General features: G+C 75.9%; 8 protein-coding genes. All 8 read right to left on the reverse strand.

Annotated features, from left to right (window positions below; all coding sequences use genetic code 11):
- Positions 1–9: 9 nt before the first annotated feature.
- The 8 genes from ACHZ99_RS12520 to ACHZ99_RS12555 all read right to left on the reverse strand — a co-directional run bounded on the left by ACHZ99_RS12520 (position 10) and on the right by ACHZ99_RS12555 (position 17,038).
- Positions 10–5,070 (reverse strand): DNA repair ATPase, encoded by a 5,061-nt coding sequence (locus tag ACHZ99_RS12520; protein ID WP_420304545.1) that lies wholly within the window; start codon positions 5,068–5,070, stop codon positions 10–12.
- A 57-nt stretch (positions 5,071–5,127) separates the two neighbouring features.
- A complete protein-coding gene (locus tag ACHZ99_RS12525) occupies positions 5,128–7,167 on the reverse strand; it encodes an SPFH domain-containing protein (protein WP_420304546.1) in 2,040 nt (679 codons plus the stop codon).
- Between the two features lie 46 nt (positions 7,168–7,213).
- Complete coding sequence (locus tag ACHZ99_RS12530) at positions 7,214–7,891, reverse strand: hypothetical protein (RefSeq protein WP_420304547.1); 678 nt, start codon at positions 7,889–7,891, stop codon at positions 7,214–7,216.
- A 194-nt stretch (positions 7,892–8,085) separates the two neighbouring features.
- Positions 8,086–10,266, reverse strand: coding sequence for a bifunctional serine/threonine-protein kinase/ABC transporter substrate-binding protein (locus ACHZ99_RS12535; RefSeq protein WP_420304548.1), 2,181 nt, complete (start codon positions 10,264–10,266; stop codon positions 8,086–8,088).
- A gap of 1 nt (position 10,267) precedes the next feature.
- Positions 10,268–12,403, reverse strand: coding sequence for a bifunctional serine/threonine-protein kinase/ABC transporter substrate-binding protein (locus tag ACHZ99_RS12540; protein ID WP_420304549.1), 2,136 nt, complete (start codon positions 12,401–12,403; stop codon positions 10,268–10,270).
- Positions 12,400–13,236: a hypothetical protein gene (locus ACHZ99_RS12545; RefSeq protein WP_420304550.1), complete on the reverse strand. Its 837-nt coding sequence runs from the start codon at positions 13,234–13,236 to the stop codon at positions 12,400–12,402. Before ACHZ99_RS12545 ends, ACHZ99_RS12540 begins: the two co-directional genes overlap by 4 nt.
- A gap of 106 nt (positions 13,237–13,342) precedes the next feature.
- Positions 13,343–16,276: a SpoIIE family protein phosphatase gene (locus ACHZ99_RS12550; protein WP_420304551.1), complete on the reverse strand. Its 2,934-nt coding sequence runs from the start codon at positions 16,274–16,276 to the stop codon at positions 13,343–13,345.
- 177 nt (positions 16,277–16,453) lie between these two features.
- A complete protein-coding gene (locus tag ACHZ99_RS12555; protein WP_420304552.1) occupies positions 16,454–17,038 on the reverse strand; it encodes a TerD family protein in 585 nt (194 codons plus the stop codon).
- Positions 17,039–17,261: the final 223 nt, after the last annotated feature.

Here is a 17,261-nt window from a genome sequence, read left to right on the forward strand (position 1 = left end):
CCGGCACCGTCACCGCGCCGCGCCACCGCCGCCGGTCGCCGCACTCCGGCGGCCGGCGGCGTACGGCGCCTTCAGCGCCTGCCAGCGCGCCGCCTCGGCGGCCGTCAGGCGGCCGCGCAGTTCGGCGAGCTTCAGCAGGTTCGCCTCCGCGTTCCGGGCCAGGGTCTGGGCCTCGCCGAGGTAGTGGTCGTCGATGAGGGCCTCCACCTCGTCGTCGGTCATCACGGGCAGGATCCGCTCGGCGAGCTTGTTGGTGTTGCGGTACGAGCCCTGCAGCTTGAACGGCGGTTCCGTGCGCGCGGCGTCGGTCTGGGCCGCGGAGGCGATGTAGGCCGCGTTGACCTTGAGCACGGTGTCGCGGACGTGCAGCAGCCGGCGCAGCACGGCGAGGATCTGGTCCAGTTCCGCGGTGGCGTAGGGGTGGGCGAGGCGGTCGGCGTGGGCGGACCCGTCGCCTTGGGCGAGGCGGACCAGGAGGTCGACGTCGCTGCGCTCCCGGGACGTGAGCGGGGCCAGCACGGGGTTGGCGGTGAGGGCGTTCTCGATGTGGCTGAGGGCGAACAGCTGTTCCCTGCCGGACAGGACGTCGCCGAGGTTCCAGACGTCGGCGCGGTTGGCGAGCATGTCGGGTACCTGGAAGCGGGCCCCGGACTCGGTGAACGGGTTGCCGGCCATGCACACCGCGAAGCGCTTGCCCCGCAGGTCGAAGACGCGCGCGGAGCCGTCCCACACGCCGTCCATGCGGCGCTGCGCGTCGCACAGCGAGACGAAGCGCTGGAGCAGCTCGGGCGACGCGTGCTGGATGTCGTCGAGGTAGAGCAGGGCGTTGTTGCCCAGGGCGAGGGCGAAGTTGATCTTCTCGACCTCCCGGCGGGCGGCGGCGTCCGGGGCCGCGGCCGGGTCGAGGGAGGTGGTGCCGGTGCCCAGCGACGGGCCGTCGACCTTGACGAAGACCAGGCCGAGGCGGGCGGCGACGTACTCCAGCAGCGACGTCTTGCCGTAGCCGGGCGGGGAGAGCAGGAGCAGCAGGCCCTGGCTGTCGGTGCGGCGGGCGCCGGACTCGCCGCCGGCGGCGCCGAGCTGCCGGGCGAGGTTGTCGCCGATCAGGGGCAGGTACACCTCGTCCAGGAGGCGGTTGCGGACGAACGTCGACATGACCCGCGGCCGGTACGTGTCCAGCCGCAGCCGCTCGCGTTCGGCGCCGACGAGGGCGGTGCGGCGGCGGAGGTACGCGCGGTAGGCCGGGACCCGTACCTCGCGGAACTCGGTGGTGCGGGCGAGGAACTCGTCCAGGCGCACCGCGAGCCGCCCGCCGTCGATGCGGCGGTGCGCGCCGAGCAGCCCGTCGACGGCGGTCTCGGTGGCGGCGTCGGACTCGCGCCGGGCGAGGGCGGCGCCGGTGACCTCCACGGCGACGGCCTCCGCGAGGCAGCCGCCATCGGCGCCGGCACCGGCCGCGCCGGCGCCGGCCGCGTCCGCGCCGGCCGCGTACGCGCCGGCCGCGTACGCGCCGAGCCAGGCGGCGGCGAGCTGGTGGCGGGCGGCGGGGTCGCCGGCGAGGGCGTCGAGGTCGCGCTCGTACTCCTTGGCGGCGCCCGGGCCGAGCGCGTCCCGGAAGCCGGTGCGCAGGGCGCGGGCGGCGGGGCCGGTCACGAACGCGGGCGGGTCCGCGGCGGCCAGCTCCTCGAAGAGGTACGCGCCGGTGCCGCCCGGCGCGGCCGGGGCCGGCAGGCCCGCGGCGGCGGCGAAGTCCGCGGCGCGGGCCGCCAGTTCGGCCGCCAGCTCCGCCACGGCGCCGTCCAGGCCGAACGTCTCCCGCGCCCGCGCCAGCGACCGGGCCCGCGTCGACCACGCCGCGCGCTCCTCGGCCCCGGTCCCGTACGCCCAGAACAGCTGCGCCGCGGCCCGCGCCGCCGGCGTGAACCGCAGCAGGCCGCACGTCTCCCGCAGCCGCAGCAGCGCGCCGAGGATGGCGGCGGCGTCGCGGTCGTGGACGCCGCGGTCGTAGCCCTCGTCGTACGCCGCCTCCGCCGCCCGCCGCGCCAGCTCCGGCAGCCCGCCGTCGGCGGCGGCCGCCGCCGCCAGCTCCGCGGCGGGGGTGCCGGCGAGCAGCCGGGCCGCGAGGTACTCGCCCCGGTAGACCGCCGGCGACTCGGAGACCAGCGGCTGGTCCCAGAAGTCGCGGGTGTCCGCGAACCCGGGGTCGGCGACCGGCGCCCGGTAGTCCGTGCCGGTGATCACGAACGCCGGCTCCCCGTCCCGCGGCACGAGCGTCAGCTCGGCCGGCCGGGAGTTGACGGCGAACCGGTGCCGCCCCAGGCGCAGCGTGCCCTGCCCGTCGTAGAGGTCGGTACGGTCGCGCAGGGCCCGGGCCGCCTCCTGGCGGGCGGCCTTGAGCCGCCCCTCCAGCTCCTCGGCGTGCCCGGTGTCGCCGAGCGCGCGCAGCTCCGCCGCGGTGGTACGGACCTTGGCCACCAGCGGGTCGGACGCGAAGAAGGTGTGGACGTCGTCCGCGGACGTCAGGGCCGCGGCCCGGCGGGAGACGGTGCCGAGGATCCGCTCGGCGGAGCGCACCAGCCGGTCGGCGTGCCCGGCGCGCTCGTCGAGCTGCGCCTGCTTGCGGGCGGAGAAGGCTTCGTAGACCTCCTCGCGCTTCGCCGCGACCTGCTCGGCGAAGTCCTCCGCGGAGCCGAACTTCGCCTCCAGGTTCTCCAGCCGCAGCAGGAGCCGGCCGAGCTGCTCGTCGCAGTCCTCCGGCGTGCCGGCCGCGGCCAGGCCCCCGGTCACCGCCTGGCCCAGCAGCGCGAACTCGGCGGCGAACTCGGCCCGGCCCTCGCGCTCGTGCAGCTCGCGGCGGCGGGCGTCCAGCCGGGCGCGGGCCCGGTTGACGGCGCCGAGCACCTCGCCGATGCGGGCGAGGATCGAGGTCCGTACGGTCGCGTCCGCCAGGTCGAGCGTGCCGACGACCTCGGTGACCGCCTGGAGCGCCGCGGCCTGCTCGTCGATGCGCTCGGCGACCGGCGCCGCCGCCGCGGCCGTCGCCACCGCGGCCGCCTCGGCGGCCAGCTCGTCCACCGTCCGGTGGGCGGCGTCGAAGGCGGTCTCCTCGGCGAGGAACGCCACCGCGCGGCGGGCGGTGGCCGTCAGCGACTCCGCCAGCCGCCCGTCGAGTTCGCCGATGCGGCCCAGGTCGGCGTAGCGCTGCTCGCGCAGCGTCTCCAGGCGGCCCTGGGAGCGGCGCAGCCCGGCGATCTGGCGCACCCAGCCGTCGGCGGTGTCCGGGGCGGTGCCCCGGGCCCGGCGGATCTGGCCGGTGATCCGCGCGTCGGCCTCGTCGACCGCCGCGGCGGCCTGGACCCGCAGCTCCTCGACCCGCTCGAACTCGTCGATGACCTGCGCGGCGGTGGTACGGACCGCCGCCAGCGGCGCCGCGAGGTCCCCTCCCCCGCCGGCTACGCCCTCACTGGCGGGGGTACCCCCACTGGCCACCTCGCCCAGCCAGTGGTGGCGGTCGGCGACGCGGGCGGCGGCGGCGACGATGGCCTCGAAGACGGCGCTGTTCGGCTCCATCCCGTCGGCCATCCGGGCCAGCGACAGGCAGTCGGAGACGCCCCGTACCAGCTCGGCGTTGCCGATACGGGCCAGCGGCCCGGTGCCGGCGGGGCGGGCGGCGGCGTGGGCGTCGGAGACGTAGGGGGTGCGCCAGACCTGCACCGGGTGCACGCGGGTGGGCCCGCCGCCGGGCGCCGTCCGGAAGACGACCAGCGTGCCGTCGTCGAGGAGCGACCAGCCGTGCGTCTGCCAGAGGGCGGCGACCTCCTTGCGGATGACGTTGTACGGCAGGAGCAGGGTGCGGCCCTCGGCGCGGGCGTGGAAGACGTAGAGGACGTCCTCGCCGTTCGGGGCGTGGACGACGCCCTCGTATTCGAGGTCCTTGGTCTCGGTGTCGAAGGTGCGCGCGGCGCTGCCCGCGGGGACGTCGGCGAGGTAGTAGCCGCCGGGGAAGACGACGCCCTGGTCCTCGGGCAGCCGGCGGCAGGCCCGGCCGAGGCCGTCGAGCCGGACGGCCTCCCGGGTGCGGGTGTTGTAGACGAGGTGGCGGCGGGTCGTCTCGTTGTACGGGAGGATCCGCAGCAGGACGAGCGGGCCCACGACGGCGTACTCGATCTCGGCGTCGGCGAGCGACTGGAGGGGTTCGTCGACGGGCTCGCTGTAGACGCCCTCGCCCTCGCCGCCGGCGGTGCCGTCCCCGGCCCGGAGGGTGAGGGTGCCGCCGACGCAGGAGACGAAGACCAGGCCGCGGACGGAGACGTGCGGGTGGCGGCCCGGTACGTGGTCGGCCCGGGTGGCGGCCGTCCACTCGACGTCGTGGGCGGGCGGGAAGACGTGGTCGCGCTCGCCGCGGTCGTCGACGTACGCGACGGAGCCGTCCGGGGCGACGCGCCAGCGCAGGACGCGGATGTCGGTGAGGGCGTTCCCGGTCTGGAAGACGGCGAGGAGGTGGGAGCGGGCCAGGCGCAGCTGGAGGAGCCGGGTCTCGCGGTAGTAGCGGTACAGCTCGGCGAAGTCGCGGCGGAAGGCGGGGTCGTCGAGCAGGCCGGGGACGGCGTCGCGGGGCGCGGCGCGGAACCGTACCACCGCGCCGCCCCCGCCCCCCTCGCCCTCCCCCTCGGTCGCGGCCTCGCTCCCGGTCCCGGTCCCGGTCTCGCTCTCGCTCTCGCTCTCGCTCTCGCTGAACTCGACCTGCCACAGCGAGAACACGTCGCCGACCCCGGTCCCGTGGTCCCGGCCCGCGGGGGCGTTGCAGCCGAACAGCAGCACGCCGCCGACCTGCACGATGTCGCGGGGCACGCAGTCGTGCTCCGTCCGGAGGTGCTCGGTGCCGGCGAGCCGGGCCGCGGAGCCGCCGAACTCCGCGACGCGCCGGTCGTTGAGCGTCTCCGCCCGGCGGGCCAGCTCCTCGGCGGCGGTGCGCAGCCGGTCGCGCAGCACCTCGTACGTACCGGCCGCCAGGGCGTCCGCGCTGCTGCCGGGTACCTCCGGCGCGGGGGTCTCCACGTCGTCCTCCACCTCGTCCTCGACGTCCTCGACGTCCTCGTCGTCGGTCCCGGCCGGCGCCGGGGCCAGCTACTCGCTGCCCTGCGGCGGCGTCCCGTTGACCGCCGCAGGGCCGACCAGCGACGCCACCGGGAGGTCCGCCGCACCGCTCGCCCGCGCCGCCTCCAGCAGCCCCTCCAGGGCCCCGGCGTGCGGCCCGTCCGCCGCGATGAGGCGGGTGAGCAGGCCGGCGACGCTCAGGTCCCGCAGGCCCGTCGCGCCGAGGCCGGACGTCATCGCCGTCAGGTCCGACGTGAACGTGCTGTCCGGCCGCAGCCACGGGCCCGCCATCGCCTGCACCGACTCGGAGCTGCCGACGAAGCCGTCGACGCTCTTGCCCATCGACACCGCGTTGACCAGCTTGTCGAAGAAGACGCTGTCCCCGCCGACGATGCTGATGTCCGCGTTCTCCAGCCCGGTGGCGAGCACCGTCGCCTGCGCCTCGGCGATCTTGCGGCCGACGTCGACCTGCGCCATCCGGATGTCCTTCTCCGCCTCCAGCCGCAGCCGGTACTCCTCGTGCTCCCGGCTGGCCGCGTCCAGCGCGGCCATCGCGGCGGCCTTCTCGTTGATGCCCGCGGCCTCCGCGCGGAGCTTCTCCCGCAGCCCCTCGGCGCCGGCGAGAGCCTTGTCCCGCTCCACGTCCGCCTCCGCCTTGCCGACCTTGGCGACGGCCTCCGCGCTGCGCTCCTGCACCTGCGCGGCGGCGAGCCCCTCGGCGGCGGCGTCGGCCTGCTTGCCCTCGGCCAGCCGGATGGCGGCGGCCGCGTCCAGCTCGGCGGCCTTGCGGCGGGCCTCGGCCATGGTGAGCTCCTCGGCGGCCCGGTGGTCCGCCGCCTGCTCGGCGGCCTCGGCGGCCTTGATGTCCTTGACCAGCCGCTCCTGGGCCTCCGCCTCCGCGGCGATGATCAGCGCCTGGCGCTCGCGCTCGGCCTCCTCGACCGTACGCAGCTTCTTGATCTCCTCCTCCTGCTGCGCCACGGTCTTCTCGACCGCGATCCGCTCGCGGACGACGTCGGCGATGTCCCGCTTCTCGCCCTCGACCTCCTTGTCCTTGGCGATCCGGGACAGCTCGGTCGCCCGCTCCCGGGCGATGACCTCCAGCACCCGGTCCTTCTCGATCTTCTCGTTCTCGATGGCGACGACGCGCTCGCGGTTGAGCTGGGCGACGGCGACCTCGCGCTCCCGGTTCTCGTTCTGGATGCCGAGCTGCTCCTCGGTCTTGATGTGCGCGGTGTGCGCCTTGAGCCGCTCCTCGGCCTGGACCTTGGCGGTCTCGGCCTCCTCCCGCGCCCGTACGATCCCGACCTCGCGCTGCTGCTTCGCCTCGGCGTCGGCCTGGCGGCGCTCCAGTTCGAGGACCGCCTCGCGGGCCTCGACGTTCTTGCGGGTGATCTCCTTCTCCTCGTCGCGCCGCAGCTCGTTGGTGCGCACGTTCTCGACGGCGGTCAGCTCGGTGATCTTCCGGATGCCCTGGGCGTCGAGGATGTTCTGGCCGTCGAGCTGGGCCATCGGGGTCTGCTCAAGGAAGTCGATGGCGGCGTCCTCAAGGCTGTAGCCGTTGAGGTCGGTGCCGATGATGCGGATGATCCGGTCGCGGAACTCGTCGCGCTTGGTGTAGAGGTCGGCGAAGTCGAGCTGCTTGCCGACGGTCTTGAGCGCCTCGGAGAACTTGGCGTTGAACAGCTGCTGGAGCGTGTCCTGGTCGCTGGCCCGCTCGGTGCCGATCGCCTGCGCCACCTTGATGACGTCCTCGACGGTCTTGTTGACGCGGACGAAGAACGAGATGCGGATGTCGGCGCGGATGTTGTCCCGGCAGATCAGCCCCTCCTTGCCGGTCCGCTCGATCTCCATGGTCTTCACGGAGATGTCCATGAGTTCGGCCTTGTGCAGCACCGGCAGCACGACGGTGCCGGTGAAGGTCACGTCGACCTTGCGCATCTTGGAGACGATCAGCGCGTGGCCCTGCCGCACCTTGCGGAACAGCCGGCTCACGGCGAACACCAGCGCGAGCGCGATGAGCAGGACCACGGCTATGAGCACGCCGAGTCCCGTGGTGATGGCGGTCATCGGTACTTCCTTCTCTGCGGTCTGTACGTGCGGGTCAGCGCCGGCGTCAGCCGAAGGAGCTGAAGGGGCCGGAGACGTCGGGGACGCCGTCGGCGGGTGCGACGCGGAAGAACTCGCCTTCGTCGTCGTAGTCGAAGATCAGTGCCCGGCTGCCGGCGGTGAGGCCGTTGCCGTCGTCCCCGCGGACCTGGACGGTCGCGCTGGAGCCGTCGGCGGCCGTCACCTCGGCCTGGCCGTAGGCGGTGGTGACGCCGGCCGTGCGCACGACGCACACGCGGCCGACGAAGTCCCGGCGGGCGGCCGGCCTGCCGGTGCCGAGGAGGCGGCGCAGCGGGCGGGCCAGCAGCCGGGTGACGTACCACCCGGCGACCAGCGCCAGCGCCAGTCCGGCCGTCCGCGCCGTCCAGGCCAGCCACGCGGGCGGCCCGGCGGCGGCGACGGCCACGCCGGCCGCCAGCGCGCAGAACCAGGCAACGGCGACGACCAGCGACAGCGCCACCGTCACCGGCACGCCGCCGAGCCCGAGGGCGGCGGGCAGCACGGTGAGCCCACCTGTCCCCCGGGCGTCGGCGGCGGCGTCGACACCGGCCCCGCCGTCCGCGCCGCCGGCGTCACCGACGACGCCGGTCACCGCGGCGACCAGCCAGTACGCGACGACAACGAGCAACGCGAAGCTGAACACGACGGCCGGAAAACCCAGCGCCGCATCAACAAAAGCACCCATTGCCGCCCCCCTCCACCGCACCGGCGAAGGCCCCCCACCGCCGGCGTCGACAGAACTCACAGTGCCATCCCGGGCGTTCGGCGTCATTTCCCGGTTCCGGCAGATTTCCTGCACCGTGACTGCACGGATACGGTGCGGCACGACGGTCGGCGCCCGGCGCGGATCACCGGTTTCCCACGGGTCGCTCGGGTCGCTCAGGCCGGGGAGGCGAACTTCTCGAAGTGGCCCAGGAAGCGGGGGGCGCCGTCCTCCACCCGGTAGAGGAACACCGCGTACGGGCGCAGCTGACGCGTGGCGTCGCGGAAGACCAGCTTCTTGGTGACGCCCTGATGGGTGGTCCGGAACAGCCTCTCCGTGACCGCGCCGCCGTCCGTGGGGCTGCCGCTGGTGTCGCGGACGGCCTTCGCCAGCAGGCCCACGGCGTCGTACACCTCGGCGGACCAGTAGCCGGGGGGTTCGCCGAAGCGCTTCTCGTGGGCGGCGGCGAACTCCCGGGTGGCGCGCGCCGCCCGGGGGTCGAGGTGGGCGGCCGCCAGGACCCAGCCCTCGGCGGGGCTCGCGGAGCCGCTTGTGGCGGGGTCGAGGAACGGCGGGGCCCAGACGGTTTCGATCGCGCACCTCGGGCCGGTGAAGCCCGCCGCGTCGAGGGCCGCGGAGCAGCGGGCGGCGCGCTGCGGGGAGGCGCCGGCGTAGACGACGGCGTCGGCCCAGCCGGCCGCGTCGCGCGCGGCGGGGGCGAAGTCGCCGCCCGCCGCGACGGGGAACTCGCGGACGGTGCCGCCCGCGGGCGGGTTCGTCCGGAGCGACCTGGCGATCTCCCAGGTCACCCGGCCGCCGGCCGCGTCGCGGACAACCGCCGTGCGCCTGCTGGGGCGTTCGTTCGTCAGGTACAGGACCAGCGCGACGGGGTCGGCGCTGTAGTCCTGCCGCAGGGTGCAGACGGCCCCGGGCGTGGCCCACGAGAAGCCGCCCGCGCCGGGGGAGACGAGGATCTCGGGGAGCCGCCCCTTCTCGTAGACCGGCACGGCCGCCCGGGCGGTGGCGTCGGCGGTGGGGCCGATGACGCCGACCACCGCGTCGTCGCGGACCAGGCGTTCGGCCACCTCCCGGGCGCGGTCCGGCTCGCCGCCGTCGTCCTTGGTGGTCAGCCGCAGGCGGAACGGCCGGCCGGAGTCGGCGTTGTGCCGCTCGACGGCCAGGCGCGCGCCGCGTTCGTGCGCCAGGCCCGTGGCCCGGCCCGGGCCGCTGAGGTCGGCGTGGACGGCCACGGTGTGGGTGGGCCTGCGGTCGGGGCCCGCCGCGGCCTCCGCCTCCTCGCCGCCGTCCCCGCGCCGCCACGCCGCCACCGCGGCCGTACCGCCGCCGGCCAGCAGCACCGCGGCCCCGGCGCCGGTGACGAGGAGCCGGCGCCTGCCGGGGCGGGGCGGCGGCGTGCCGGAGGTCACCTGGGTGGGCTCGGCCTCCGGACCGGGGCCGGAGGCCGGCGGCGGCGGGTCCCGGAGGTCCAGCACCCGCGCCGAGCGCTCGGCGATCAGCCGCGTCGGCCCCGGCGGCAGCCAGTCCCCGCCGTCGACCCCGTCACCGCCCAGCCACCGCGCCAGCTCCGCCGGCTCCGGCCGCCGCGCCGGGTCCTTCGCCAGGCAGGCGGTGAGCGGCTCCAGCAGCTCCTCCGGGACCTCGGACAGGTCGGCCGGCTCGCGTACGGTACGGAACATCACGCCCGCCGGCAGCCCGTGGCCGAAGGGCCGTACCCCGCAGGACGCGTACGCCAGGACGCAGCCCAGCGAGAAGACGTCGCCCGCCGGGCCGACCTTCTCCTCCCGCGCCTGCTCGGGCGGGAGGTACCCGGGGGTGCCGACGACCACGCCGCTCCGCGTGAGCGCGCCCGCGCCCTCCACCCGGACGATGCCGAAGTCGATGAGCCGCGGCCCGTCGAGGGCGAGCAGCACGTTGCCGGGCTTGACGTCCCGGTGGAGCAGCCCGGCGGCGTGCACGTCCGCGAGCGCCTCCGCCAGCCGGACGCCGAGCAGCCGCACGCTCCGCACCGGCAGCGGGCCGAACTCCGCCACCGCCTCCGCCAGCGAGGGGCCCGGCTCGTACGCCGTGGCCAGCCACGGCTCCGGCGACTCGGCGTCCGCGCCCACCACGGGCACGGCCCAGCGGCCGGCGATGCGGCGGGCCGCGTCGACCTCGCGCCGGAACCGGTCCCGGAAGGCGCGGTCGGCGGCGTGTTCGGCCTGGATCACCTTCACCGCGGCCAGCGCACCGCCGGGCGTACGGGCCAGGTACACCGCGCCCATCCCGCCGGCGCCGAGCCGGGCGAGCACCCGGTGGCCGCCGATGGCCCGCGGGTCGTCCGGGGTGAGGGGGCGCATCTCACGTCCCCCGCGGTACGGGGCCGGCGTAGCGGAAGCGCCCGTCGCGTACGACGTAGCGGTGCGCGTCGGCTCCCTCGACCTCGCGCTCCTTGGTGAAGGCGTAGGTCCGGGAGATCCCCTCGTGGCGGGACGCGGCGAGCCGCTTCAGGAGGTCGGCGCGCGGCGGTGGCTTGCCGCGCTTCGCGAGGCGGGTGAGCGCGTCGCCCACCAGCGTCGCGGCGTCGTACGCCTCGGCGGCCCAGTACGCGGGCGGCTCGCCGAAGCGCTTCTCGTGGGCCGCGGCGAACTCCTCGGTGCCGGCGGCGCCGACGGCGGTGAAGGGGGCGATGAACTCCCAGCCGTCGGCCCCGTCGCCGGCCTCGGCAAGGAAGTCCGGGGTCATGGAGGTGTGGAAGGCCACGCGCGGTCCGGTGAAGCCGGTCGCCGCGACCGCACGGGCCGTGCGGCCCCCGCCCGCCCCGTCACCCGCGTAGTAGAAGCCGTCCGCGCCGTACGCGTCGACGATGTCCGCCACGACCGGCCCCAGTTCCTCGGTGCCGGCCGGCACCACCCGGGGGTGGGTGCCGATGCTGGCCGCGGCCATCCGGTTCGCGAGGAAGCCCTGCTGGTACGCGGCCGAGGCCCCGGCCCGGTCCAGCAGCACCCCCAGCCGGGTGACGCCGCGCCCCACCAGCCGCGCGACGACCGGCTCCGCGAGGACCGCGTACGACGGGCACAGCACGAAGAGGGAACGGCCCTCGTCGATGCTGTAGGTGAGCGACGCCGACGACACGGTGAGCAGCGGCAGCCGCGCCTCCCCGTACGTGCCGAGCACGGCGGCGGTGGTGACGTCCCCGGTCGGGCCGACGACGGCGAGCACCCTGTCGTTCCGTACGAGACCCTCGGCCACACGCTCCGCACGCGCGCGGTCCCCGCCGTCGTCCGCCTCCGTCACGCCCAGCGTGAACGGCTTGTCCTTGCGGGCGTTGAACTCCTCCACCGCCAGCCGGACGCCACGCACCTGCGCCCGGCCCACGTCTCTCCGCACGCCGGACAGGTCGCCCTGCACGGCGATGAGCGCGTCGTGCCGCCGCTTCGCGGGGGGCGGGGAGCCGGAGTCGTCGGCGAGCGCCGCCCAGAGCCCGAAGCCGCCGCCGGCCGCGAGCACCGCGCCGCCGGAGGCGAACGCCAGCACCCGCCGCCGCCCCGGCCCCGCCGCGGCGGCCCCGTCCACGCGGGTGGCCTCGATGTCGATCGGCGCGAGCAGCGCGGCGGAGCGCTCGGCGATCAGCCCCACCACGCTCTCGGGCAGCCAGTCCGCCGGGTCGGCCGGGGTGTCCTCCACGAGCCGCTCGTCGAGCTCCCGCGCGGCCGGCCGCGCGGCGGGGTCCTTGGCCAGGCAGGCGGTGAGCAGTTCGCGCAGTTCGGTGTCCGTGGCCGGCCCGGGGCCGGCCAGGTCGGGTTCGTCGTGGACGGTGCGGTAGAGGACGGCGTCGGCGGCGCCGGTGCCGAACGGGGGCCGGCCGGTGGCCGCGTACGCGAGGAGGCAGCCCAGCGAGAAGACGTCGCCCGCCGGGCCGCCGATGTCCGCGCCGCGCGCCTGCTCGGGGGAGAGGAAGCCGGGGGTGCCGACGACCACGTCGCCGGAGGTGATCGTGGTGTCCGCGGCACCGCGGGCGACGCCGAAGTCGATGAGCCGCGGCCCGTCGAGGGCGAGCAGCACGTTGCCGGGCTTGACGTCGCGGTGCGCCAGGCCCGCGTCGTGCACCACCGCCAGCGCCCGGGCGAGCATCTTGCCCAGCACCCGCACCGCGCGGGGCGGCAGCGGCCCGCAGCGCGCGACCGCCTCCGCGAGCGTGGGTCCGGGGACGAACGCGGTGGCCAGCCACGGCCGCGCGCCCTCGGTCTCCGCGCCCGTGACCGCCGCCGCCCAGCGGCTGTCGACGCTGCGCGCGGACCGCACCTCGCGGCGGAACCGCTCGCGGTACGCCTCGTCCTCCGCCAGGTCCGCCCGGATCACCTTGACCGCGGCCAGCGCGCCGGTGTCGTCGGCGCGGCCCAGGTAGACCACGCCCATGCCGCCGGCGCCCAGCCGGCCGAGCAGCCGGTAACCGCCGATCCGCGCCGGGTCCGAGGGCCTGAGGTCCTCCCTCACTTTCCCCCCTCCAACCCGGCCTCCAGGCGCAGCGACATCTGCGCCATCGCCTGGACCATGAGGCCCGACATCTCCTCGTCGGTGCGGCCCTTGCCCGCCACCCTGCCGGTCACCGTGAAGGTGACGGACTCCAGGCGCTTCTGCTGCCACTCGTAGGGGTAGCCCTGGCCGCCGGTCGCCTCGTTCACGTAGGTGGCGTGCTCGCCGAGGCTTTCGTACGCGACGCCCCGGGTGTAGTCCTGCGGGGAGAAGGCCGAGGACAGCAGGTCGGTGAGGGTCTCGGTGGCGCTCAGCCGCTGGGTGGGGCAGCGCATGCCCTCCTCCAGGGCGGTGGCCATCTCCCACCGGGCGCTGTGCTCGTCCCGGTGCACGGTGACGATCGCGGACAGCTGGATCGGCCCCTTGCCGTCCGCGGCGGGGACCTCGAAGCGCCGGGTCAGCGTGGCGAGGACGGTGTCCGGGTACTTCTGCTGCTGCCATATGCACTGGTCGTTGAGGACGGGCCAGGTGTCCGGATCCCGCTCGTACGGATCTCCCCGCCCGACGCCCGGGCCGAAGTCCTCCGGCACGGCGATGACCTCGCCGATCAGCCGCCGCGCCGCCGCGGCGCCCGTGGGCGGCGACAGCTCCGTGTCCGCCCCGGCCACATCCGGAGTCCCGGCGCTCTCCTCCGCCGCGGCGGGCGACGACTCCGCGCGCCTCTCCCGCTTCTCAGGTCTCTCCGGCTCCCCGCCCGATCCGCCGCCGCAGCCGGTGACCAGCACCGCCGCCGCGGCCGCCGCCGCACCTAACCGAGCCCTGGCCCGCCCCACCCGCATGCTGCCCCCCAGCATCCTTGCCGTCCGGCCCCGTGAGGCAGGACGACGCCACGTCACCCGACGGTTTCACCCCACCACGCAGCGTTTCCCCGGCGCCACGGCCTCACTCGGCGTACCGGCGCTATCCGGCCACGGGCAGTGCCTGCTCCGTCCAGATCGACTTCCCGGTGGGCGTGTGCCGCGTCCCCCACCGCCGGGTCAGCGCCGACACCAGCCGCAGCCCCCGGCCGCCCTCGTCGGTCTCCGAGGTGTGCCGGATGTGCGGCGTCGTCGGGCTGCCGTCGGAGACCTCGCAGATCAGCGCGCCGCTGCGCAGCATCCGCAGCCGCACCGGGCCCGCGGCGTGCCGTACGACGTTCCCGACCAGCTCGCTGACCAGCAGCTCCGTCGTCGTCACCAGCTCCTCGTCGGTCAGGTCCCACTCGGTGAGCTGCGCCCGGGCCAGGTTGCGGGCCTGCCCCGCCGCCCGCGGCTCCATCGGCAGCGGCCACTCGGCGACGTCCTCCGGCGCCAGCGGGCGGGTCCGGGCGAGCAGCAGGGCCGCGTCGTCGGCGAGCGCGCCGTGGGCGGGCAGCAGGGCCGAGGTGGCGGTGGCGCAGAGGGCGTCCAGGTCGGCGGCGTCCGCGCGGGCGGGCGGGGTGTCGCGCGCGAACCGGGCGAGCACCCCGGCGAGGCGGTCGGTGCCCGCGCTCAGGTCCCGGTCCAGGTTCTCGACCAGGCCGTCGGTGTAGAGCGCGAGCAGGGCCCCGGCGGGGAGTTCGGTCTCGCCGGTGTCGAACGGCGGGGTGGCCACTCCCAGCGGCGCGTTGGGGGGCGGGGACAGGAAGCCGACGGTGCCGTCCGGGCGGACCACGGCCGGTGGCGGGTGGCCGGCGCTGGCGTACGACAGGAGCCGGGTCACCGGGTCGTAGACGCCGTACAGGCAGGTGACGAAGGTGTCGTCGCCCAGCTCGCGCACGATGTCGTCGAGGTGGCCGAGGATCTCGTCGGGCGGCAGCTCCAGGTCCGACAGGGTGCGCGCGGCCGTGCGGAGCCCGCCCATGGTGGCGGCCTCGGCCATGCCGTGGCCCATGACGTCGCCGATGACGAGCGCCACCCGCGCCGCGGAGAGGGGGATCACGTCGTACCAGTCGCCGCCGACGTCGGCGCCCTGCCGGGCCGCCTGGTAGCGGGCCGCGGTCAGCACCGCGGACACCTCGGGGAGTTCGCGGGGGAGCAGGCCGCGCTGGAGGGTACGGGCCCGGGTGGTGGCCGCGTCGTACAGCGCGGCCCGCTCCAGCGCCTGCGCGATCAGCCCGCTGAGCGCGGTGAGGAGGGTGCGCTCGTCCTCGTCGAGCACCCGCGGCCGGTCGAAGGAGATGACCGCCGTGCCGATCCCGCGCCCGGACACCGTCAGCGGCAGGAAGGCCCACGCCTGCTTGCCGCTCTCGCGGGCCACGTCCCCCCGGTCCGGGTAGCGCTCCAGGTACTCCTCCCGGGAGGAGAGGTAGAGGGGCGTACGGGTGCGCAGGGCGTCCCGCTCCGGCCTCCGGACGCCGGCCGCCCCCGACCGGCTGGCCAGCAGCCGGGCGAAGCTCTCCTCGTAGCCCTGGGAGCCGATGAGGGTGAGCCGGTCGCCGTACAGGCCGTGCACGGTCAGCCCGCTGGCGCCCAGCGGCGCCACCACGCCGTCGGCCACCGCCGCCATCACGTCCTGCGCCGTGACCGCCTCCGCCAGCCGGCGGGTGGCGCGCTGCATCAGGGCCGCGCGCTCGGCGGCGGCGCGGTCGGCGGCGGCCCGGTCGGCCTCGCGCAGATGGCGTTCGGTGATGTCGGTGATGTAGAGGGCGAGCCCTTCGGGTACGGGGACGACCCGCAGGTGGTACCAGTACGGCCCGTCCGGCCACGGCACGTCGAACCCGGCCGCGCGGCCCTCCGCCGCCGCGGCCCGGGCGCGGTCCGCCAGCCCCGGCAGGGCCCGTACCGCGGGAACGTTCCAGAACAGCACGCCGTGCACGTCCTCCAGGGAGCCGAAGAGGCGCTCGGCGGCGCGGTTGAGGAAGACCACGCGCCAGTGGGTGTCCAGGGAGACGAAGCCGTCGCTCATGTGCCGCAGCGCCCACCCGGCCGACTCGGCGGCGGCGTGCGTGTCGGTCGAGTCCCAGATGGTGCCGGTGACCTCGACCGGCTCGCCGTCCGCGTCGGTGACGGTACGGGCGCGGGCCTCCACCCAGCGGTACGTGCCGTCCAGCCGCCGTATCCGGTACTCGGTCTGGAAGCCGCCGCGCAGCCGGATGCCCTGGTCGAAGCCGGTCACCGTCTGCGGCAGGTCGTCGGGGTGGATGAGCGCGGCCCACGCCTCGATGCCGCCGCTGAGCACGTCCGGGTCGATGCCGGCCAGCACCTCCTCGATGGGGCGCTCGCTGGTCAGCTCGCCGGTGCGGAGGTCCCAGGTGTAGCGGGTGGACGGCACCTCGCGCCGGCCCCGGCGGGGGCCGGCGCGGGCGCCCGGCTGGTTCTCCAGGGCGTGCAGCATCGTGGGGGACGGGTTGAGGGGGCCCTGCGGCCGGAGCTTCCCCGACATCCAGGCCGCCACCTCGGTGAGGAAGGGGCGGCCCGCGTCCTCCGGCGCCTCCCCCGGCGCGAAGAGCACGGACAGCGCACCGCGCCGGCCGCCGGGGCCCGGGACGGGGACGGCCAGGTGCCCGATCCCGGCGGGCAGGCCGGCGGGCCACTGCGCCGCCGGGTCGCCGCGGCCGGGCACCGCGGCGGGCGGGGCCAGGTCGCGTTCCCAGGCGACGGAGTCCTCCCGGACGGCCCGGCTGGGCGCGACGGTGTCCCGGGCGCGGATCACCAGCCAGGGCCGGGTGAGCGAGGCGGGCAGGCCGCTGTCGGCGACCAGGTAGAGGATGCCGCTCATGCCGCCGCCGGGGAGGTGCACCATGCCGCCCAGGCCGCGCACCTCGGCCACCGCCTGCTGGAGCGCGATCAGCAGCACCTCGGTGTCGCGGCGGCTCTCGTCCACGGCGGCGAGCAGCTCTCTCCGCAGGCGCTGCCGCTCCGCGGGCTGCTCCACGTCGCTCCCTCTCTCGCCTGCCGCCGTGATCAGATGTTATGACCCATTTCAGGCAGTCTCTACCGCCGGCCGCGGAGGCGCACGCCCGCGGGGACGCGAAAACCCCCGTTCCGGCGCGGAACGGGGGTTTCGGGCTCCCGGGCGGGGCGGCGTGCACCCCGGCGCGGCTACGTGCGGCTATCTGCCCGCCGCGAAGCGCATGAGCGCGCGCTCGTCGCCCTGCTTGATCTTCCCGGTCTCGTTGATCACCTGAAGCGTCCAGCTCGCGCCGTTGCGCGTCGCCTTCGCCACGGCGCAGCCGTTGTCCGCGGAGAGCAGGCTCGGCCAGATGTCGGCGACCTGCTGGGTGCTGCCGCCGGAGGCGTCGTACACCTTGAAACTGATGTTCCGCGCCTTCTGGAAGCTGCTGCCCTTCTTGTACGCGGCGGCGATGAACACGATGGCGGTGACCCGGTCCGGCACCTTCGAGAACTCGACGGTCACGGTCTCGTCGTCGCCGTCGCCCTTCCCCGACTGGTTGTCGCCGCTGTGCACCACCGCGCCGTTGCCCATCGGGTCCAGCGAGTCGAGCCCGGCCAGCCGCACCGGGTCCTCGCCGGCCATCGCGATGGCGATCAGGTCGAGGTCGGTGCCCTTCGTCTGCTTCAGCTTGCCGAGGATGCCGCCGCTGCTTCCGACCGTGGGGTCCCACGAGACCCCTATCGACAGGTGGGTGACACCGGCCAGGTCGGCCGGCTCGTCGTCTTTGGTGAGCGTGATCATTCCCGTTATCCCTTGCTGGTGAGACGGTGGCCGTCGGAAGTGACTCTGCTGGCCGTGGGGCCCCGGCGGCAGCCACTCCTCTACTGGAACATACCTCCCCCGGCCGGGCGGCCCCGCGGCAATCCCGCGGCGTGGACGCGCGTCCGCCCCCGACCGCCGTCGAACGCGCAACCGAAAACGCCCGTGCGGCGGGCCCCGTGTGCCGCTCCGGTGTGACCCCCGG

The organism is Streptomyces sp. MAR4 CNX-425, assembly GCF_048656465.1.
In the GTDB taxonomy this organism is placed as follows: domain Bacteria; phylum Actinomycetota; class Actinomycetes; order Streptomycetales; family Streptomycetaceae; genus Streptomyces.

Bases quoted from the DNA above. Each gene is read 5' to 3' on its own strand.
- ACHZ99_RS12535 (WP_420304548.1), bottom strand. From the start codon at position 10,266: ATGCGCCCCCTCACCCCGGACGACCCGCGGGCCATCGGCGGCCACCGG.
- ACHZ99_RS12530 (WP_420304547.1), bottom strand. From the start codon at position 7,891: ATGGGTGCTTTTGTTGATGCGGCGCTGGGTTTTCCGGCCGTCGTGTTC.
- ACHZ99_RS12555 (WP_420304552.1), bottom strand. From the start codon at position 17,038: ATGATCACGCTCACCAAAGACGACGAGCCGGCCGACCTGGCCGGTGTC.
- ACHZ99_RS12525 (WP_420304546.1), bottom strand. From the start codon at position 7,167: ATGACCGCCATCACCACGGGACTCGGCGTGCTCATAGCCGTGGTCCTG.
- ACHZ99_RS12545 (WP_420304550.1), bottom strand. From the start codon at position 13,236: ATGCTGGGGGGCAGCATGCGGGTGGGGCGGGCCAGGGCTCGGTTAGGT.